This is a genomic window from Nonomuraea sp. MTCD27 (genome assembly GCF_041950495.1).
Classification (GTDB): Bacteria; Actinomycetota; Actinomycetes; order Streptosporangiales; family Streptosporangiaceae; genus Nonomuraea.
In genome coordinates this window covers 68,647-88,478 of the sequence record NZ_JBGNUW010000021.1, presented here as the reverse complement: position 1 = coordinate 88,478, position 19,832 = coordinate 68,647, and the positions used below count along the sequence as shown (strand labels likewise).

Below are 19,832 nucleotides of genomic sequence, written 5' to 3'. Positions count from 1 at the left end.
GGCCTCCGATTGCGGAACGGCTTGTTCTGTTCCAACAATAACAGAACGGAACGCTTTATTCCACAATGAGGGCAAGATCCTTCCCTGGACACCCCGGAACCGGGGGATCAGGAGGAGGAAGGAGAGGCGAAGGTGCCTTCGCGGCGGATCGTCTGCCAGGGCAGCCGCACCCCGAGCAGCGCCGTGGCCAGCGACTGAATGACCACCAGGTACATGAGCTGCCGGTACACGAACTGCTGCAGCGGCAGCACCCAGAGCACCCTGGCCCGCTCCCGGTCGAGCCGCAGCGCGTACCAGCCCGTCAGCGCCTGTACGGCCACGAACCCGGCCCACACCGCCACCACCGGCAGCGGATCGCCCATCAGCACGCTGTAGACGGCCATCACGTCCACCACCGGCGCGAACAGCGGCAGCACCACCTGGAACAGCGCCAGATAGCCGAGCCCGCGCCGCCCGAACGTCCCCCGCTCGGTCACCGCCCGCCGGTGCTTCCACATGGCCTGCAGGGTCCCGTAACACCACCGGTAGCGCTGCCGCCAGAGCTGCCGCAGCGAGGTCGGCGCCTCCGTCCAGGCCAGCGCCTTCTCCTCGTAGACCACCCGCCAGCCGTTGCGGCAGATGGCCATCGTCAGGTCGGTGTCCTCGGCCAGCGTGTCCACGCTGAGCCCGCCGGCGGAGTCCAGGGCGGCCCGGCGGAAGGCGCCGATCGCCCCGGGCACGGTGGGCATGCAGCCGAGCAGGTCGAACGCGCGGCGGTCCAGGTTGAAGCCGATCACGTACTCGATGTGCTGCCAGCGGCCGAGCATGCCGCGCCGGTTGCCGACCTTGGTGTTGCCGCTGACGGCGCCCACTCCCGGGTCGCTGAGCGGCGCCACCAGGTGGCCGATCGTGTCCGGCTGGAACACGGTGTCGCCGTCCACCATGATCAGGATGTCGTGGGCCGCGTACGCGATGCCGGTGTTGAGCGCCGACGGCTTGCCGCCGTTGCGCTGCCTGATCACCCGTACGCCGGGCAGCCCGAGCGCGGCGGCCTTGGCGGCGGTGTCGTCGGTGGACCCGTCGTCCACGACGATCACCTCCACCTCGCCCCGATAGCCGGTGGTGACCAGCGACAGCACCGTCGCCTCGATCCCCGCCGTCTCGTTGTACGCCGGGACGATCACGCTGACCGGCGGCGGCGACGGCCACGGCGCCGCCCGCCCGGCCCGCCTCTTCCCGCCGCGCACGCGCCGCACGTGCACCCACGCCAGGACCAGGAAGAACAGCAGCCGGGCCAGCGTGAGCACGCCCGCCCCGGCCAGCACCCACGCCAGCGTCTCCACGAAGGCCGCCGAGCCCCGTTGCGCCAGGCTCAGCCCCTGGCCGATGAGGACGTCCGCGCTGCCGGCCGGCACGTACGCCGAGCTCAGCCCGAGCCCCTCGGTCAGCGTCGTGGCCCGGTACCCCCGCTCGCCCAGCCGCGTGAGCAGCCGGTCCACGGCCTCGACCGTCTGGCTCCGGTCGCCGCCGGAGTCGTGCAGCATGACGACCGCGCCGCGTCCGCGGGCGGGCGTGCCGGCCCGGACGATCTCGTCGGTGCCGGGCCGGCTCCAGTCCTTGGTGTCCAGGTCGGTCAGCGCCACGAGGTACCCCTCGCGCCCCAGCTCGCGCATCGCCTGCCACTGCGGGGCGGTGACGGAGTCGGGCGTGGAGGAGTACGGGGGCCGCAGCAGGCGGGTGTGCACCCCGGTCGCCCCCGCGATGGCCTTCTGCGTGAGCGACGCCTCCAGCCTGAGCCGCCAGGCCGGGACGCCCGAGATGTCGGCGTGCGCGTAGGTGTGGTTGCCCAGCTCGTGGCCCTCGTCCACGATCCGCCTGGCCAGGGCGGGGTTCTCGGCGACGCGGGCGCCCACGGCGAAGAACGTCGCCTTGGCGCCGTGCCGCTTCAGCACGTCGAGCAGGCGCGGCGTCCACACCGGGTCGGGCCCGTCGTCGAACGTGAGCGCCACGGTACGCGCGGGCAGGCGCAGGCTGGCGGGCCCCTGACCGGTCGTGTTCACCACGGGGCCGCCCTCGCGCACGCCCTCCGGGGCCGGGGACGCGGCGCTCGGGGCGCGGGTCTCGCCGACCTCGTTGGTCGCGTACCCGTGCAGCACGAGCGCGACCGACATCAGCAGCACCGCGACGACCATCAGGAACCAGTGACCGCGCGGGTCGGCCTGCCGGGGACGGTGGGTCGCGGGGGAGGCGGGTTCGACGGGCCAGACGTGGGTGTCGGCCTGGGTCACGTCTTGGGGCCCTGCGTCTTGTTCGGGTCCAGGCCCGGGGGCTCCTTGGTGTGGCCCGGCGGCGTGTGCCCGGCGCCGCCCGTCGGCCCGGTCGTGGGCGCGTCCGGCGTCGGGGACGCGGAGGAGGAGGGGGCCCGCGTGGCGCTGGGGGTGGCGGAGGCGGTCGTGCCCGGCCGGGCGGTGGGTTCGGTGCTCCGCTCGGGAGTGCGGAGCACGGTCCTGCTGCGGGTGGGCGTCGAGGTGACCTCGGTGCTCGCCGGGGGAGCGACCGACCGGCTGGGCCGCGGGGTCGGCGACTCGGACGGCCGCGACTCTGGGGTGGCGGGCGCGGACGTCTCAGGGCCGCCGTCGCCCGGCCAGTCCACGGCGTCGAGCCTGGTCGTGCTGAACGCGCCGCCGATCAGGATCGCGGCCGTGGCCAGCATCAACGTGCCGAGCAGGATCCCGGCGACCATCAGCACCCGCCTGCGCCGGCCGCTCTGATCGACGAACACCGCTGTGCTCGGCGTCCGATCCGTTCCACTCACGGGTCAAATGGTAGAGAGGAGAGCGCACTCCTATGACCGATGTAAAGGTTTGTCCGAATAATTCACAGTTAATCGTGATCAACTCTGCCGCTGACCAGCGAAACAATGATCTGTCAGCACGAGCACAACAGCCCGCGCAGCGCCGTCTCCAGGCACAGGTCGGTGCCGGCGGGCGTCGGCCACTGGAAGCGCACGAGTGACTCGTCCACCCGTACGGTCGCCCCGAACCGGTCCAGCTCCCACAGCCACACCTCCCCGGCCGGCTCGCCGAGCTGCCTGGTCACGCCCGCCGTGAGCTGCGGCCGGTGCGAGGCGTTGACGTGCGCGAGCACCCGCTCCGCCGTCTCGGTCAGCGGGTCGGGCGCCGCCCCCAGGTAGTCGTCGGCGTCCAGCAGCCCGGACTCCTGCCCGGTCAGGTAGACGACCTGGCCGACGTCCAGCCGCAGCAGCCGCGGCGCGTCCCGCTGCCCGAACCGCTCCAGCGCGTCGAACAGGCTCTCGTCCGCGGTGTGCGCGGCCACCGCCACGGCCGCGGCGCGCGCCTCGGCCTCCGGTACGGCCTCCGCCCAGCCCTGCACCTCGATCAGCCCGCGCGGGTGGGTGACCGTGCCCAGTTGCCGCATCGACGTGAGGTTCACCGCCACGACGGCGTCCTCGCGCAGGCCGTGCAGCGACTCGCCGGGCAGGACGAGCAGGATGGGCCGCCCGCGCTCGTCCACCCCGCCGCGCGCGGGCGAGGGGGCGCCGTCCACGGAGAGCTTGGCGACGCCGGCGGTCGCGGCGAGGGTGCGGACCCGCTCGGGGATCGGCAACATGGCGACTCCTTGAGCAAACAATGGTGTAGGTTAGCCTTGCCTAAGTAAGGATTACCTAATCACATTGAGGTGAACGTGCGCTACACCGGCCCCAAGGTGCGACTGTCGCGTCGCGCGGGCGTCCCGCTGACCAGGAAAGCCGTCCGCTACTTCGAACAGCGCCCCTACCCGCCGGGCGAGCACGGCCGCAAGACCAACCGCCGCACCACCGGCGACTACGGGCTGCGGCTGATGGAGAAGCAGAAGCTGCGCTGGTACTACGACGTGTCGGAGCGGCAGCTCCGCCGCTACTGGGACCTCGCCGTGCGCAAGCCGGGCGCCTCCGGCGCCGAGCTGGTCACGCTGCTGGAGAGCCGCCTGGCCTCCCTCGTGCTGCGCTCCGGGCTGGCCCCGTCGATCTACGCGGCCAGGCAGTACATCACCCACGGGCACATCGCCGTGGACGGCCGCAAGGTGGACATCCCCAGCTACCTGGTCAAGCCAGGACAGGTCATCACGGTCCGGGAGCGGTCCCGCGGGATGCAGCCCTTCGTGGCGGCCGCCGAGGGCGTGCACGCCGACGAGCGCATCGCGCCGTACCTGTCGGTCGACCTGAAGGAGCTGCGCTTCACGCTGGTGAGCCGGCCCGAGCGCGAGCAGATCGTCGTTCCCGTGGACGAGCAGCTCGTGGTGGAGTTCTACTCCCGTTAGGCGCGGCGGGAGCGGCAGAGCGCCACGTGGCCGGACGTGGCGCTCTTTTCATGTCGCCTTTCGTGCCGCCGGGGGCTCAGCCGCTGCGCACCCCGCGCAGCTCGGCGATCTCCTTGCGCAGCTCGGCCAGCTCGTCGAGGATCTGCTGGGTGTGCGCCGTGGTGTCCTCCAGCGCGGCCCGCTCCTCGGCGTTCTCCTCGTCCATCGCGCTCACCACCACCGCGAGGAAGAGGTTCAGCACCACGAAGGTGCACACGAGGATGAAGATGGTGAAGAAGATCCAGGCCGTGGGGTGCCGGCTCATGACCTCGCGGGCGATGTTGCCCCAGTCGTCGCCCGTCATCGTCTGGTAGAGGGTGAACAGCGAGGTCGGCAGGCTGCCGAAGCGGTCGGGCGCGGTCTGCCCGTAGAGCTTGGTGGCCATGACGGCGGCCACGTACAGGACGAGCGAGAGCAGCACCACGATCGAGCTCATCCCCGGCATCGCGCGCAGCAGCGCCGAGACCACCCGGCGCAGGCTCGGCACGACCGACAGCAGCCGCAGCACCCGCAGGATGCGCAGCGCGCGCAGCACCGACAGGCCGCCGGTCGTGGAGGCGAAGGCCACGCCGATGATGAGGGTGTCGAAGATGTTCCAGGGGTCGCGGACGAAGGCGGTGCGCTCGACGTAGAGCTTGGCGATGAGCTCGGCGGTGAAGATGTAGAGCGCGATGTGGTCGATCACGGTGAGCAGGGCGCCGTGGCGCTCGACGACGGCCGGGAAGGTCTCGAGGCCGAGGGTGACCGCGTTGAGCAGGATGACGCCGATGACGAACCGCTGGAAATGCCGGTGGGTGAGGAAGGCACGGGTGCGTTCACGCACGGGGGAAGGCTCCTAAAGGGTGGATCATGTGCCACACCATGATGACGCAACATGATCAAGAGGGGGATCGTGGTATAAATGCCGACCTGACCGCAGAGATGAGGGGGCGAGCGAGCGTGTCTTATCCCGATTACGGTCCTGGCTATTACGGCCCGCCGCCGCAGAGCCATCCCAGCGGCACCACGATCCTCGTGCTGGGCATCCTCAGCCTGGTGGTCTGCACCTTCATCGGCCCCTTCGCGTGGTCGATGGGCACCAAGGCGCTACGCGAGATCGACGCCAGCGGCTATGTCTACGAGAACCGCGGTCACGTCCAGGCCGGGCGCATCTGCGGCATCATCAGCTCAATCATGCTGATGGTCACGCTCGGCTTCGTGGCCCTGGGCCTCTCCGTCGCCCTCATCGGCGGCGCCTTCTCCTCCACCGGCTCCTACTAGAGCCCGCCCGCCGAAGCCGCCCAGGCCGGCTTCGAGCAGGTCGAACGCCTTCTCCGCCTGCGTTCTGAGCAGCGGCGCGATCCTCTCCCACGGCTCGCCCGCCAGCATCATGGCGACCGCGTGCTCGCTCAGGATGCGGGTGGTGTTGAGGATGTGCGCCGCCGCCAGCTCCGGGGTCAGGTCGTCGGGGTCGGTGTCGAGCTCGTCGGCCAGCGCCCGCGCCAGGCCCCGCACCCGCTCGACGTGCATCTCGCGCAGCCGGGCCACCAGCGCCGGGCTGGCGTTGACGATCCCGGTGAACACGTCGTTGCCCGCGTTGAGCCCGTGACGCCAGTCGCGCGTGTCGATCGCGTCGAGGAAGTCGCGCCGGAACGCGCGCACCACGCCCTCGCCGGGCCCGCGCTCCCGGAGCACCTGCTGCGGCAGCTCCACCGCCAGCTCCTGCCGGTCGGCGAACAGGTCTTCCTTGGTGCTGAAGTAGTTGAAGACCGTGTTGACCGACACGTCCGCGGCCTGCGCGACCTCGGCCACTGTCACGTTGTCGAACCCCCGGGCCATGAACAGCCCCATCGCGATGTCCGAGATGCGCTCCCTGGTCTCGCGCTTCTTCCGCTCCCGCAGCCCCTCTCGCATGCCTCCATCCTATCGAGTTTGCAGTGACCCCAAAATTGTTGTTACTCTAATTTTGGAGGCGATTAAATGATCAAGACATCGGGTCTGAGCAAGACCTTCGACGGCGGCGTGGAAGCCGTCAGGGGCGTCGACCTGTCGGTGGAGCCCGGCCAGATCGTCGGCTTCCTCGGTCCGAACGGCGCGGGGAAGACCACGACCATGCGCATGCTGACCACGCTGCTGCGCCCTACCGCCGGCACCGCCACGGTGGCCGGCCACGACCTGATCGGTGCGGCGAAGGAGGTGCGCAGGCGCATCGGATACGTCGCCCAGGGCAGCGGGATGCCGCCCGTCACGCCGGTGAAGGGCGAGCTAGAGCTCCAGGGCCTGCTGTACGGCCTGAGCCGCCGCGAGGTCGCCGCCAGGACGGCGGAGGTCCTGGCCAGGCTGGAGCTCACCGGGCTGGAGACCACGTTCCCCGCCGCGCTCTCCGGCGGCCAGCGCCGCCGCTTCGACATCGCGTTCGCCCTGCTGCACGAGCCGGCGCTGCTCTTCCTCGACGAGCCGACGACCGGTCTCGACCCGCAGAGCCGGGCCAACCTGTGGGACCACATCCGCTCGCTGCGCGCGGAGAAGGGAATGACGGTGTTCCTGACCACCCACTACCTGGACGAGGCCGACGCGCTCTGCGACCGGCTGCTGATCATCGACCACGGCCGCATCGTGGCCGAGGGCGCCCCGGCCGAGCTCAAGAGCGGCGGGCGCACGCTCGACGACGTGTTCCTCGACATCACCGGCAGGTCGCTGCGCGAGGTGAACGAGCTGTCCGGACAGGGGGCCTGATGCTGCGTGACACCTGGGTGCTCTTCCGCCACGGCGTGAGCGTCACGCTCCAGCAGAAGGTCGGCATCGTCTTCGGCGTGATCCAGCCGCTGCTGTTCCTGGTGCTGTTCGGGCCCATCTTCGCCACGATCGGCACGTGGGAGACGCTGGTCCCGGGGCTGATCGTCCAGCTCGGGCTGATGAGCACGGGCATGGCCGGGTTCGGGGTGGTCTTCGAGAAGCGGCTCGGCGTGCTGGAGCGCATGCGCGTCACCCCGGCCAGCCGCCTGGCGCTGCTGCTCGGGCGGGTGCTGAACAACGTCGTCACGCTGATCGTCCAGACGCTGCTGCTGCTCGCGGTGGCCTTCGCCTTCGGCCTGCGCGCCCCGGCGCCGGGACTGGCCGCCGGGTTCGTGCTGGTCGTCGTGCTCGGGGCGGGCCTGGCCGCGCTGTCGTACGCGGTGGCGCTGAGCCTGAACGAGCAGCTCTTCGCGCCGGTGATGTCCACGGCGGTGGTCCCGCTGATCCTGCTGTCCGGGGCGTTCCTGCCGATGTCGATGGCGCCGGGCTGGCTCGACGCGATCTCGCACATCAGCCCGTTCAGGTACGTCCTGGAGGCGATGCGCGACCTGTTCCAGGGCCGGTACGCGACCGGCACGGTCGGCGCCGGCGTGGCCGTGACCGTGGTGTTCGCCGTGGTCTGCCTCACGATCGGGACGCGGGTGTTCAACCGGGAGCAGGCGTAGGAATCCGGGCCGGGAGGGCGGCCCGGTCCTCGCCGGAAGGGGTCAGGGCACGCTCTTGGCCCGCCGCTGGAGCGCGGCCATGAGCCCGGCCGGATCCACGGTCCCGTAGCCGTAGTCGTAGTCGAACCCGACCTCGCTGCGGTCCTCCGCCGTACGCCGCAGCAGCGCCCGCAACTGGGCCGGCGACAGCTTCGTGGCCGGCCACCGGGTGCGCACCGCCGCCACGAGCCCGGCCGCCACCGGCGCCGCGGCGGACGTGCCCGTGTCCGGCTGGTCCGCGCCGAACGCCTTCGACCCGGAGAAATGCGTGTACGCGCACACGTCGGGCTTGCGGGCGGTCAGCCGGCCCGGCCCCTGCGAGGAGTAGCCCACCCGCTCGCCGTTGACGTCGACGCCGCCCACCGACAGGGCCTTGGGATGGGAGTTGGCGCCCACGATGGGCCTGCTGGAGTAGGCGCAGCGGCCGTCCGCGCACTCCCGCCCGCAGTTGCCCGCCGCGAACAGCACGTCGGCGCCCGCCTTGTCGAGGGCGGCCACCATCAGGTTGAACGGATGGGCGGCGTTGTCGGAGTAGTTGCCCGGATGCCCCACGGGGAAGTCCCACTCGGGCGAGAACGAGCCCCACGAGTTGTTCACCACCAGCGCCCTGGTCCCGGCCGGCTGGGCGTCGAGCACGTTGCGCAGGTGCGCGAAGGCGGCCACCGCGTCCGACAGCAGCCCGTCGAGCGCCGAGCCGCCCGGCCGGGTGGACAGCAGCACCGGGATGTCGATCAGCGTGGCCTGCGGGGCCGCGATGAGCGTGTCGAACGCGCACATCGTCCCGTGGTCGACCTCGAACTCGCCCGGCCGGCCCGGCACGCCCGACGGGCTCCAGCACCGCTCGGCGTCCAGCGTGACGCCCCTGCCGAGGTGCCGGGCCGTGTGGGCCGCGTTGATCCCGGTGTCCAGCACCGCCACCGCGACGCCGGTGCCGTCGAGCCCCTGCGCGTGCAGGCCGGGCACGTTCAGCAGCCGCTCGACGTCGTGCCAGTCGCCGACCGGCGGGTCGCCCCCGCAGGCGGGCGTGGACTCGATGACGGGGTCGGCGAAGATGCCCACCACGTCGGGCCTGAGCGCGGGCAGCAGCGTGACCCTGGCGGCCAGCTCGTCGTCCGAGATCGTGCCCCTGACCAGCACCGACGCGTCCTCCGCGGCCAGGGAGTAGTCAAGCGGCTGGTTGAGCGAGAGGGGATCGCCGCCCGCGGAGGGAACGGGCCTCGGCACGGCCACGGGGACGAAGGCCGGGTCGAGCTCCACCCCGGGCAGACCATCGGCGACGTCGGCCGTGCTGGCGCTCTGGCCTGGGTCGACGACGGCCGCGACCAGGTCGGGGGAGGGACGGAGCTGGATCAGTATCCGCATGTGTCACCACCGGACGGTTTCTTGGAGGGAACGAACCTCCCAACATTCCTTCATCCGTCCCGGCACGTCCAGCACATCTCGGGGGTTTTGACCTGCGCGAACACCCCAATCGGCGCGAAGCGGACGACATTTGTTCTGGGCTGTCAGACTTCCTTGTTTTCGGTCTGTTCACTACGGTGAGGCATCATGACGCTCCAGGCGCAAAAGCCGGTAGACGACGGGGAAAAGGCACACTGGCTGGCGGTGCGGCCGCGACTCATCCTCGCCAGTGCCTTCATGCTCTTCCTCGAGTTGGCGCTGATCCGGTGGACCGGGTCCAACATCGTCCATCTCAGCTATTTCACCAATTTCGTGCTGCTCGGCTCTTTCCTCGGCATCGGGCTCGGCTTCCTGCGCGTAGGGCGCTCGCGGCGGCAGCCGTACTACTCGCCCGTCGTGCTGGCCGTCCTGGTCATTGTCGTGCTGACCTTCCCGGTCACCGTCGACCGCAACACCGAGGGCGTCCTGTACTGGACGAGCCTGTCCACCAGCGGGCCGCCCGCGTGGGCGATCCTGCCGGTGATCTTCTGCGCCGCGGCGGTGGTGCTCATGGGGCCGGCCGAGCTCGTCGGGCGGTGCTTCCCCGAGTTGCCGCGCCTTGAGGCCTACCGCTACGACCTGATCGGCAGCCTCACCGGCATCGCCGCGTTCACGGCGCTGTCGTTCCTGAGCGCGCCGCCGGTGTTCTGGGGGCTGATCGGGGCGATCTGCTACGGCTTGCTGCTGGTGCCCCGGCCGCGCGCGCTCTACGTGGGGCTGGTGACCGTGCCGTCCCTGGCCGTGGTCGGGCTGCTGCTGGCCGAGACGCTCACCGCCGGGGCCATCTGGTCGCCCTACTACAAGGTCACCACCAAGCAGCTCCAGCAGCTCGGCATCCCCGTCACCGACATCGCGGTCAACGGCATCCCGCACCAGCAGGCCGTGCCCGCCGCCGCCCGGCTGCAGTGGGAGGCCCAGTACGGCCTGCCGTACGAGCGGACCAGCAAGCCGCCCAAGGACGTGCTCGTCGTCGGCGCGGGCAGCGGCACCGACGTGGCGATCGCGCTGTCCAAGGGCGCCACCCGCGTCGACGCCGTCGAGATCGACCCCAAGCTGCGCGAGCTGGGCGGCTCGGTCCACCCCGACCGGCCCTACGACGACCCGCGCGTCACCACCCACGTCACCGACGGCCGCGCCTTCCTGGAGCGCACCGGCGACAAGTACGACCTGATCCTCTTCGCCCTGCCCGACTCGCTCACCCTGGTCTCCGGCGCCAGCTCGCTGCGGCTGGAGAGTTACCTGTTCACCGAGGAGGCCATGCGGGCGGCCCGCGACCACCTCAAGCCGGGCGGCACGTTCTCGATGTACAACTACTACCGCGAGAGCTGGCTCGTCGACCGCCTGGCCTCGACCATGCAGGGCGCCTTCGGCCACAAGCCGTGCGTGGACGTGGTCAGCACCGCGGGCCAGCAGGCCGTGATCACCGCCGGCCTGGCCCCCGCCGACCAGCGCTGCGCCACGGAATGGCCGGGCGCCGCGCCGGGCACGCCGCAGCCCGCCGGCGACGACCGGCCGTTCCTCTACCTCAAGGACGCCACGATCCCGCCGATCTACGTCATCACGCTCGCCCTGATCCTCATCGTCAGCCTGCTCGCCGTCCGCGTCGTGGCCGGCCCGTACCGGCGGATGCGGCCGTACGCCGACCTGTTCCTGCTCGGCGTGGCGTTCATGCTGCTGGAGACGAAGAGCGTGACCGGGTTCGCGCTGCTGTTCGGCACCACGTGGGTGGTCAACGCGATCGTCTTCGCGGGCGTGCTCGTGGCGGTGCTCGCCGCCGTCGAGGTGACCCGCCGCTTCCGCACCCCACCGCTGCCGGTCATGTACGGCGTGCTGCTCGCGGGCCTGCTGCTGGCCTGGCTCGTGCCGAACGAATGGCTGCTGTCGCTCCCGCTGCCGCTGCGCGCGGTGGCGGCCGTGACGGTGGCGTTCCTGCCGATCTTCGCCGCGAACGTGGTCTTCGCCAAGCGCTTCGCCGAGACGGCCGACGCGACCACGTCCTTCGGCGCGAACCTGCTGGGCGCCATGGTCGGCGGCTGCCTGGAATATGTCGCGCTGGTGATCGGCTACAAGGGCCTGCTCATCGTGGCGGCCCTGCTCTACCTCGGCGCCCTGGCCCTGCTGCCGAGGAAGAACTCCGCACTGGTGTGACACTCCGGCGAATTACCGAGGTCATTTCTGAAATGGCCTCGGTATTTTCTTGACCGATGGTCAGATGGATTGTTTCGGATGTGGGTTGATTTGTCGGAGACTGCGAGGTGAGGTAGACGTAGGGGTACCAGCCATGCCTTGATCGCGATGTTCGTTGAACGTGGAAAGGGAAATTCTTCTTCCCGGAAATGGAGGTACGGGATCGGGGGTGACGTCCGGTAAACCCACGAGAAAAGGTGTAATCATGGCGACACAAGGGGCAGCAAGGATAGATGTCGAGCTCGCCCTGCGGCAGGAGTCCGACCCCGTGCCCGCCGGTCGCGCCGAGCAGATCGCCGGAGTGCTGCCGAAAGGAGTGCTGTTCGCGACCCCGGCGCCGCCGCCCACCGGAGAGCAGCGGACGCCGCAGGAGGAATGGACCCTCACCTCCGCCTGGCCCTACCTGGGCCGTACCGCCACCGGGACCGCCGCCGTCCATTACGGCGCCGGCCACGACCGCCTCGTCCGGCCGATGATCCTCGCCGACGGCTTCAACCACGGACCCAGCGACCTGCCGGGGCTGTGGCGCCACCTCAACGCGCCCTACCCGCCCCACCAGCACCGCCTGCTCGACCAGCTCCTCGCCCAGGGCATCGATGTCGTGCTGCTCGGCTTCGGCGCCCGGCACACCCACATCCAGGCCAACGCCGGGGTGGTGGCCACCTGCGTCCGCCGGGCCATCAGCGGGCGGGCCGGTGACGCGCCGCTGATCGTCGGCGGCGTCGGCATGGGCGGGCTGGCCACCCGGTACGCGCTGGCGGAGATGGAGAACCGCGGCGAGGACCACCAGACCATGACGTACCTGTCCTACGACTCGCCGCACAACGGCGCGTGGATCCCGCTGATCCTCCAGCAGCTCGCCTACTTCGCCGCGAAGCTCTCCCCGGCCGTGCCCGGCCAGGCCGACCTGATCAGGAGCCCCGCCGCGCAGCAGCTCCTGTGGGCGTGGGTCGAGAGCGGCCGCTACTCCGGCCCGGTCGCCACCGCCAGCCCGCTGCGCGTGGAGTTCCTGGAGGACCTGCGCCGCGTCGGGTGGTTCCCGGTCCGGCCGCGCAAGCTCGGGGTGGCCAACGGCGCCGCCGACGGCACCGGCAGGAACGTGCCACCCGACGAGCTGGTGTTCGAGTGGAGCGCGCTGGGCGGCCTCGTCGGGGCGAACGCGCGTACCCAGCCCGATCGCGGCCGCAGGCGGCACGTCGGCGGCATGCGGGCGGTGCCGATGTGGGCCAGCAAGAGCTACACCAGCGACGTCGCGCCGTTCGACGGCGCACCGGGCGGGACGCTGGCCGTGTACGGCATGCTCGCCGACAAGCTGGGCGTGCCGATCGCGACCCGCCTGCGCTCGGCCTGCTTCGTCCCGACGGTCAGCGCGGTCGCGCTCCACTACGACCCGCTGGAGTGGACGGTCGATCTCTACACCGACATCACGTCGCTGTCGCCGGAGCACAGCCAGCTCGACGACTTCCAGTGCGACTCCCAGAACTCCGAGCACGGCCAGGTGACCGGTCCGCTGGCAGAGTGGATCCTGGGACAGCTCGGCAAGTAGCCGAAGAGCGGTCCGGCGGGCGCCCCGCCGGACCGCGTCGGGGGAGGACATGTTGCTGGAGGAGATGCTGCCGGGGGACGACGGGCTGCTCGCCGACCCCTACCCGGCCTACGCCCGGCTCCGGGAGGCGGGCGTGCCCCACCTGGTGACCCTGCGCAGCGGCCTGTACGGCTGGCTGGTGACCCGCTACGACGACGCCCGCGCCGCGCTCGCCGACCCGCGGCTCAGCAAGGACCCGCGGCACGCGCCGCCCGACTGGCAGGCGGCGGGGCGCGGCCGGCCGCTGGAGGACCGCTCCGGCCTGGGCACCCACCTGCTCACCACGGACCCGCCCGAGCACACCCGGCTGCGCCGCCTGGTGACCGGGTTCTTCACCCAACGGCGGCTGGAGCGGCTGCGGCCCCGGACCGAGGAGCGGGCGCGCGACCTGGCCGCCGGGCTCCGCCCCGGCGACGACCTGGTCGGCGACTTCGCCTCGCCGCTGCAGCTCGCCACGATCTGCGACGTCCTGGGCGTGCCCGAGGGGGACCGTACGGACTTCCAGCGGTGGACGACGGCCGTGGTGTCCTCCGACTCGGGCAAGGAGGCCCGGCCGCAGGCGCTGCGGCGGCTGGCCGCGTACGTGGGGGAGCTGGTCGAGGGCAGGCGGCGGGCACCGGGGGACGACCTGATCAGCGCGATCACGGCCGCCGCGGACGACGGCGAGCGGCTGTCCGAGGACGAGCTGCTGTCGATGATCTTCCTGCTGCTCGTCGCCGGCTACGAGACGACCGTCGGGCTCATCGGGCTGGGCGCGCACACGCTGCTACGCCACCCCGGCGCGCTGGAGCAGCTCCGCGCCCGCCCCGAACTGATCGACCGGGCGGTGGAGGAGCTGCTGCGCCACGACAGCCCGGTCGAGCTGGCCACGTGGCGCTTCGCCCTGGAGCCGGTGGAGTACGGCGGCGCCCGCGTCGAGGCCGGGCAGCCGATCCTGGTGGCGCTGGGCGCCGCCAACCGCGACCCCGGGCGCTTCCCCGGGGCGGACCGGCCCGACCTGACCCGGGAGGACAACGCCCACCTGAGCTTCGGGCACGGGCCGCACTACTGCCTGGGCGCCCTGCTCGCCCGCATCGTGGGCCGGGCCGCCCTGGGCGAGGTGGCCCGCCTGCCCGGGCTGGCCCTCGCCGTGCCGCCGGAGCGGCTGCGCTGGCGGGCCAGCCTCACCGTCCGGGGGCCGGTGAGCCTGCCCGTGACGTTCGGCGCCGGCTAGCCGGCCAGGGGCCGCAGACCGGCGAGTCGGTCAGAGGCCGCAGAGGTCGTCGATCGACTGGGCGCTCTTCTGGCTGTTCTTCGTGGGCGTCTGGGTGGGCGCGGCCAGCCGGGTCTTCGTGGGGGTCGGGGTCGAGCCGGTCGCGCTCGGGGAGGCGGTCACTCCGGCGGTCTGCGCCTGGCGGGCCGGGCGCATCGAGTCGCTGATGGCCTTTCTCGTGGCCTGGCGGATCTTCGCCCAGTCGGGGCGGCCGGAGTAGAACTCCGGCGGCACGAACTGCAGGCTGGTGATCTTGGCGTCCTTGACCTTGACGGCCAGCTCGACCAGCGGCTTGACGAGGTCGCGAGGGATGTTCGTCTGGGCCAGCCGCTTGGCCGCGCCGGCGATGCGCTCGAACCTGGTGAGGATCACCGAGGGCGTGGCCTGCTGCGCGAAGGCGGCGATGACGCAGCGCTGGCGGGCCATGCGGGAGAAGTCGTCGCTGCCGACGCGGGAGCGGCCGTACCACAGGGCCTGCTCGCCGGTCAGCTTCCGGTCGCCCGCCTTGATGGTGCCCGCCGTGCCGTACAGACCGCCCCACTTGACGTCCTGCTCCACCCTGATCCTCAGGCCGCCGATGGCGTCCACGAGGTCGGCGAAGCCGTACATGTTCATCAGCATGTAGTAGTCGATCTTCAGGTTCAGCGTGTAGCCGATGGCGTCCATCAGCGCCCGCGGGCCCTTGTCCTTGCCGCCCATGAGCTGAGGGTTGTCGTTGGCGTACTGCCAGACCTCGTTGAGCAGGCCGCCGTTGGGCAGCTCGGCCATGAAGCCGTTCGGGAACTGCTTGTGCAGCGGCGAGGACGGGGGGAAGCGGACGTGCTGGAGGTTGCGCGGGAGGCTGAACAGGACCGTGGCGCCGGTCTTGAGGTCGACGCTGGCCACGTTCATGCTGTCGGTGCGCACGCCGGTCCGGTTGCCCGCCGCGTCACCGCCGACCAGCAGGAAGTTCACCCGGTCCCGGCCGTTCCACGGGTCCTCGGGGTTCTGGGCAACCTGGGGGGTGTCGGGGTCGGGCCGGGACTGGAAGACGTCCCCGATCGCGTTGCGGGCGGTCAGCACGTAGTTGGAGGCGAGGGCGAACGGCGACATGACCGCCACGCACAGCACGCCCACCACGATGCCGGTCACCACCTGGCCCTGCTGGTGCAGCTTGTTCGGGCCGAGCGCCACGTAGGACGTCACCAGCAGCGCGAACCAGGCCAGCGCGAGTGCCGAGGCCACGACGACGACCGTGAGCATCATCCCGTCGTCGGCGAACGTGGCGATGTTCGACAGGTCGCCGATCACGATCAGGCCGTAGGCCAGGAGCCCGAGCAGCAGCACCGCGTACACGCTGACCAGCACCAGCCCGGTACGGCGGTGCCCGGCCCGCAGATGAGCGGCGCCGGGCACGACGGCGGACAGCGCGGTCCAGCCCAGGACGGCGCCGGGTGTCAGCGGTTTGGCGAAGCGCGGCCCTCTGGAGGGCGCCTTCTCGCGAGGGGCGGATCCGGCGGTGGCTGCGGAGGCCGGGCCGGACCGTCGCATGGGGCGGCGTTTCCTGCCTCCTGGCACGGTCTCCACCCCATCGCGATTGCTCACACCCGGCTCCTTACACGCCTACCAGGCAAAATTGGCGTATGCCCCCGATGGGCACAAGATTGCCAGGATTCTAGTGCCCTTATATGGACATCAGAGACATGTGCTCAACATGAGATGAACGCCACGGGGACATCAGGAGACCGTTGAAGAGGGCGCCAGCCACGTGTTGCACTGGTATGTCTTGCTCTTCTCCCACCCCTGCCGGAACCAGCGGTTGTTGTTGGCCGGCGTGCCGTGGTCGCGCGGCCAGCCCGGATGGTCGCCCACCTGACCGTAGAACCAGTACAGCCGGCTCCGGTTGGAGGTGTTCACCGGGTACGACGCCGCCACCGACCGCATCCACATGCCGCCGAAGCAGGTGGCCTGCAGCTCCAGCCGCCGGCTGAGCGCCAGCTTGCCGCTCTGGCTGGTCGAGTCCAGGGTCGAGCGCCACCACGAGTCCATCAGGCCCGTGATGTTCTGGACGTGGTGGCCGTACTCGTGGGCCATCATGCTGATGATGCCGCCGTGCCAGTTGATGATCTGGCCGTACCCTCGGGCGTTGCCGTTGCCCGTGGCCATGGCCGAGGTGGAGGCGTAGATGGTGTTGTTGCGCGGGCAGTAGTACGGCACCATGCTGCCCGCCGACGGATAGTCGCCGCAGGCGCCCCTGCCGCGCTTGGCCGCGATGGCGTAGCCGGGCGGGCTGAACCGGATGCCCTGCTTCTCCAGGATCGGCTGCCAGGCCCGGTCCATGCACCTGCCGGTCTTCAGGATCAGCGCCTTGAGCTGGCTGTGGTTGTAGATGTTGGCGTTGCCGGCCCGGCAGTTGAGCCTGGGCAGGGTGCCGGCCCGGTACATGGTGTTGTTCTTCAGGCTCGTGTTGAGCGTGACCTTGGCGGGCGGGGTGACGGTGGTGTCCGGCTCCTCGTCCTCGGTCGGCCGCTGCGTGGGCTCCTGGTCACGGGTCCGCGTGGGGGCGGGCTCGGGGTCCTCGTCGGAGCGCCGGGTGGGCTCCTCCGACGGCTCGTACGTCGGGTTCGCGACCGGCGTGGACGTGTCCGAGCTCTTCGAGCCGCCGAGCATCACCGCCCCGATGACGATCAGCACGAACAGCGCCGCCAGCGACCCGAACACGGTGCCGAGCACCGCGACGACCCCCATCCCCGACTTCCTGCGCGGCGGGGGGTGCGGCCACCGCAGCGTCGGCGCGACCGGCGGTGGCGGCGGAGGAGGCGGCGGCTGCCGGTACGGTGGCCCGTGCGGCGGCTGCCCATAGGGCGGCCCCTGCGGCGGCTGACCGTAAGGCGGCCCCTGCGGCGGACCGTACGGTGGTTGCGGGTAGGGCGGCTGAGGGTGGGGCGGCCCCTGCGGCGGCGGTGGCCCCTGCTGGTAAGGATTCCCCTGTGGCGGCGGTGGGGGAGGGGGCGGCGGCTGCGGGTACGGGTTCTGCTGGCCGCCCTGCGGCTGCGGTTGCCGGTAACCCGGCGGCGGCCAGGGTAACGAGGGGGGCCGCTGTGGCTGTCCTGGTCCCTGTGGCGGGGGTGGATACTGCCCGTTCCCTGTCACCGTGTCTCCCCGTTCACCCGGTTGTCTGCTATGCCAGATTTGCGCCGCGACTTGGCGGACCCTTGTCAAATTTGGGGCAAAAGCATACTGATTTATCACCCGTCACGGATGTAGCGGTGCTCGGTTACAGTCCGAAATCATTCGAGGTGATCTCCGCTATCTTTCGGTCCCGGCGGCGGGCGGTGTCCTAGCTTCATTGACATGAATCTCCAGCAGCTCCGCTATGTGGTCGCGACTGCGGAGCACCGCACCATGACCGACGCGGCCAGATCGCTCTACATCGCGCAGCCTGCGCTGTCCCGCGCGATCCGCGATCTCGAGCGCGAGCTCGGCATGACGCTCTTCGCTCGTTCCGGCCGCGGGGTGGTCGTCACCGCGCAGGGACGCCGGGTGGTCAAGCTGGCGAGGGAGGCACTCGACGCGGTTCACGAGATCGAGGGCCTGGCCAACCAGGGCACGGTCACCGAGGCGGAACTTCGCATCGCCGCCACGCCCAGCCTCGAACCCGGCCTCGCGGGGCGGCTGCTGCCCGCCTACGCGGCCGAGCACCCGGGAGTACGCGTGCACATCGTGCGCTGCGACGGCCGAGACGGTGTCGTCAGCGCCATCAGGGATCAGCGGGCCGACCTGGGTCTCACGGACCTGCCGGTGCCCACCGATCTCATCACCCATCCACTCGAACGCCAGGAGATCGTGCTGATCTCCCCGCCCGCGCTCGATCTCCCCAACCCCGTGCCGATGGGCAAGCTGCACGGCATGCGCCTGGCGCTGCCCGCCCGTGGCAGCATGCGGCGCAGGGAGCTCGACGCGATGTTCGGCAAGTACGCGGTCACCCCGGTGGTCGTGCTCGAAACCGACGAGCGCAACGGCTGGCTGAACGCCGTACGCGCCGGGCAGGCATCGTTGCTGTGGTACCGCGGCATGGCCGAGCAGGCCGGACGCGCGGGCCTGGTGGTGCGTTCGCTCGAACCCGCGGTGCGTCGCGTCATAGCCGTCGTGCACGCCCGCCGCCGCCTGCCACTCATCGCCCAGGACTTCCTGGCCACCGCGGAAAAGGGGACAGCCGCCTGACCACTTTCGGAACGATCCATGTCCATCCACGAGCCGACCGGCGAACCATCTGACGAGTCATGTGATCGGGCCCGGAACAACGGAGCCCGGGGGGCCCGGCGACGCGGCCGTGCCCCTGAGGGCCGTCGAGAACCCGCCGTCAGCTCCCGATACGCAGTACCTCCCCGGAACCCGCCAGCGTGCCCCTGTTGGACACGTAGTAGGCGCCGTCCGGCCCGGCCACCACCCCCGTCGGGGTGAACAGGCCGTCCCTGGCGACAAGTGTCCTGGTGCCGTCGCGTTCGACGCGGTGCAGGGCTCCCGCCGGGTCGCCGGAGAGCAGCCCGTTGGCGGCGATCTCCAGCACCAGCAGCCGGCCGCGCCGGTCGAAGGCGATGTCCACGATGTTGGTGAAGCCGGAGGCGTACACCGCCGGCGCCTTGCCCGGTGCCAGGCGCCACACACTGGCTCCCCCCACGGGGAAGGGGAAGCCGGTGAGCCGGCCGACGTACAACGCGCCGTCGGGCCCGCGGGCCACGCTCGTGGGCACCGGGTGCATCGGAATGTCGCCCCCACCCGGCCCGGGGACCATGCGGACGTCGAACACGGCGACCGTCGAGATCCGGCCGCCGGGGCGCACGCGCAGCACGTCGTTGGCGCCCGCGTCCACGACCAGCGCGCCCGCTCCCTCGGGCAGCACCGCGTAGGGCTGGCTGTCCGGGCCGGTGCCGGGCTGGCCCTGGTCGGGGTCGTTGGCGCTCTCGTACGCGCCGAGGTCGGCGACGGTCCGCCACCGCGCGCCCGAAGCCTTGACGAGCGTGGCGAGGGCGGCGCCGTCCGGGCCGAGCTGCGCCCGCCTGGCCGGGTCCGTGCCCAGCCCGATCGGGACGAGCAGCCCGCCATGGGTCACGGCCACGTCGTGCGCGCCGAGCACCTCGCTCAGGTTCGGCGTGCCCAGGGACGGCAGGCCCGTCACCACCCGGCGCTGCCCGTCGCGGGAGACGGCCGTCACGGCGCCGCTGGGGCCGAGGCAGAACGTCTGGTCCTGGGCGCCGGTGATGCACGGGCCCGGGCCGCCCCGGCCCGCCTCGGCCACGTACAGGGTCCCGTCGGGGCCGAAGCCGAGCCCTCTGGGGTTGTCCAGCCCCGAGGCGATCACCGTCACGGCGGCCTGATCAGCGGCCTGATCAGCGGCCTGATCAGCCGCCGCCGCCGGTAAGGCGCTCGCGGCGACCGCGAGGACCGCCGCGAGGACCGCCGCGAGGGCGGCCGACGTGAGGCGGGCGGCGGGCCGCTCGCGTGCTGCGCGCATGGCCCGTGCCTAACACGTCGCGCGCCCGGTGAACAGGGTCCCCGTCCTCATCCGGCC

General features: G+C 71.4%; 17 protein-coding genes. 8 read left to right on the top strand and 9 right to left on the bottom strand.

Features of this window, described 5'->3' with window-relative positions:
* Positions 1-107: 107 nt before the first annotated feature.
* The 3 genes from ACBJ59_RS46435 to ACBJ59_RS46425 form a co-directional block, all read right to left on the bottom strand.
* Positions 108-2,267: a bifunctional polysaccharide deacetylase/glycosyltransferase family 2 protein gene (locus ACBJ59_RS46435; RefSeq protein ID WP_375116475.1), complete on the bottom strand. Its 2,160-nt coding sequence runs from the start codon at positions 2,265-2,267 to the stop codon at positions 108-110.
* Positions 2,264-2,794 (bottom strand): hypothetical protein, encoded by a 531-nt coding sequence (locus tag ACBJ59_RS46430; RefSeq protein ID WP_375116474.1) that lies wholly within the window; start codon positions 2,792-2,794, stop codon positions 2,264-2,266. The genes ACBJ59_RS46435 and ACBJ59_RS46430 overlap by 4 nt, the downstream gene beginning before the upstream one ends.
* Before the next feature lie 113 nt (positions 2,795-2,907).
* The gene (locus ACBJ59_RS46425; RefSeq protein ID WP_364112364.1) at positions 2,908-3,609 is read right to left on the bottom strand and encodes a DUF2470 domain-containing protein; all 702 of its coding nucleotides are present in this window, start codon (positions 3,607-3,609) and stop codon (positions 2,908-2,910) included.
* A 75-nt stretch (positions 3,610-3,684) separates the two neighbouring features.
* Here ACBJ59_RS46425 and rpsD point away from each other — a divergent pair, with 75 nt between their 5' ends.
* Positions 3,685-4,299 carry a 30S ribosomal protein S4 gene (gene rpsD / locus ACBJ59_RS46420; protein WP_375116576.1) on the top strand — a complete coding sequence of 205 codons (615 nt, stop codon included), beginning with the start codon at positions 3,685-3,687 and terminating at the stop codon, positions 4,297-4,299.
* 76 nt (positions 4,300-4,375) lie between these two features.
* Here rpsD and ACBJ59_RS46415 read toward each other — a convergent pair whose 3' ends face one another.
* Positions 4,376-5,161: an ion transporter gene (locus ACBJ59_RS46415; RefSeq protein WP_364112366.1), complete on the bottom strand. Its 786-nt coding sequence runs from the start codon at positions 5,159-5,161 to the stop codon at positions 4,376-4,378.
* A 26-nt stretch (positions 5,162-5,187) separates the two neighbouring features.
* On the opposite strand from ACBJ59_RS46415, the gene ACBJ59_RS46410 reads away from it, so the two are divergent.
* Positions 5,188-5,598, top strand: coding sequence for a DUF4190 domain-containing protein (locus tag ACBJ59_RS46410; protein ID WP_375116473.1), 411 nt, complete (start codon positions 5,188-5,190; stop codon positions 5,596-5,598).
* Here ACBJ59_RS46410 and ACBJ59_RS46405 read toward each other — a convergent pair.
* Positions 5,506-6,231 carry a TetR/AcrR family transcriptional regulator gene (locus ACBJ59_RS46405; protein WP_375116472.1) on the bottom strand — a complete coding sequence of 242 codons (726 nt, stop codon included), beginning with the start codon at positions 6,229-6,231 and terminating at the stop codon, positions 5,506-5,508. The genes ACBJ59_RS46410 and ACBJ59_RS46405 overlap by 93 nt on opposite strands.
* Positions 6,232-6,297: 66 nt before the next feature.
* On the opposite strand from ACBJ59_RS46405, the gene ACBJ59_RS46400 reads away from it, so the two are divergent.
* Positions 6,298-7,053: an ABC transporter ATP-binding protein gene (locus ACBJ59_RS46400; RefSeq protein WP_375116471.1), complete on the top strand. Its 756-nt coding sequence runs from the start codon at positions 6,298-6,300 to the stop codon at positions 7,051-7,053.
* Positions 7,053-7,778, top strand: coding sequence for an ABC transporter permease (locus ACBJ59_RS46395; protein WP_375116470.1), 726 nt, complete (start codon positions 7,053-7,055; stop codon positions 7,776-7,778). The genes ACBJ59_RS46400 and ACBJ59_RS46395 overlap by 1 nt, the downstream gene beginning before the upstream one ends.
* Before the next feature lie 42 nt (positions 7,779-7,820).
* Here the strand turns inward: ACBJ59_RS46395 and ACBJ59_RS46390 are convergent, their stop codons facing one another.
* Complete coding sequence (locus ACBJ59_RS46390; RefSeq protein WP_375116469.1) at positions 7,821-9,179, bottom strand: S8 family serine peptidase; 1,359 nt, start codon at positions 9,177-9,179, stop codon at positions 7,821-7,823.
* Positions 9,180-9,365: 186 nt separating this feature from the next.
* Between ACBJ59_RS46390 and ACBJ59_RS46385 the strand changes: the two genes are divergently transcribed.
* The 3 genes from ACBJ59_RS46385 to ACBJ59_RS46375 all read left to right on the top strand — a co-directional run bounded on the left by ACBJ59_RS46385 (position 9,366) and on the right by ACBJ59_RS46375 (position 14,242).
* Positions 9,366-11,405: a spermidine synthase gene (locus tag ACBJ59_RS46385; protein WP_375116468.1), complete on the top strand. Its 2,040-nt coding sequence runs from the start codon at positions 9,366-9,368 to the stop codon at positions 11,403-11,405.
* A gap of 244 nt (positions 11,406-11,649) precedes the next feature.
* Entirely contained in the window at positions 11,650-12,990 is a 1,341-nt protein-coding gene (locus ACBJ59_RS46380; protein WP_375116467.1) for a hypothetical protein, read from the top strand.
* A gap of 49 nt (positions 12,991-13,039) precedes the next feature.
* On the top strand, positions 13,040-14,242 hold the full coding sequence (locus tag ACBJ59_RS46375; RefSeq protein ID WP_375116466.1) for a cytochrome P450: 1,203 nt from the start codon (positions 13,040-13,042) through the stop codon (positions 14,240-14,242).
* Between the two features lie 30 nt (positions 14,243-14,272).
* Here the strand turns inward: ACBJ59_RS46375 and ACBJ59_RS46370 are convergent, their stop codons facing one another.
* Positions 14,273-15,865: an LCP family protein gene (locus tag ACBJ59_RS46370; RefSeq protein ID WP_375116465.1), complete on the bottom strand. Its 1,593-nt coding sequence runs from the start codon at positions 15,863-15,865 to the stop codon at positions 14,273-14,275.
* A gap of 132 nt (positions 15,866-15,997) precedes the next feature.
* Complete coding sequence (locus tag ACBJ59_RS46365) at positions 15,998-17,008, bottom strand: neutral zinc metallopeptidase (protein WP_375116464.1); 1,011 nt, start codon at positions 17,006-17,008, stop codon at positions 15,998-16,000.
* Between the two features lie 606 nt (positions 17,009-17,614).
* On the opposite strand from ACBJ59_RS46365, the gene ACBJ59_RS46360 reads away from it, so the two are divergent.
* Positions 17,615-18,484, top strand: a complete 870-nt coding sequence (locus tag ACBJ59_RS46360; RefSeq protein WP_364112390.1) for a LysR family transcriptional regulator — start codon at positions 17,615-17,617, stop codon at positions 18,482-18,484.
* A 139-nt stretch (positions 18,485-18,623) separates the two neighbouring features.
* Here the strand turns inward: ACBJ59_RS46360 and ACBJ59_RS46355 are convergent, their stop codons facing one another.
* Complete coding sequence (locus ACBJ59_RS46355; protein WP_375116463.1) at positions 18,624-19,775, bottom strand: ScyD/ScyE family protein; 1,152 nt, start codon at positions 19,773-19,775, stop codon at positions 18,624-18,626.
* Between the last annotated feature and the right edge of the window lie 57 nt (positions 19,776-19,832).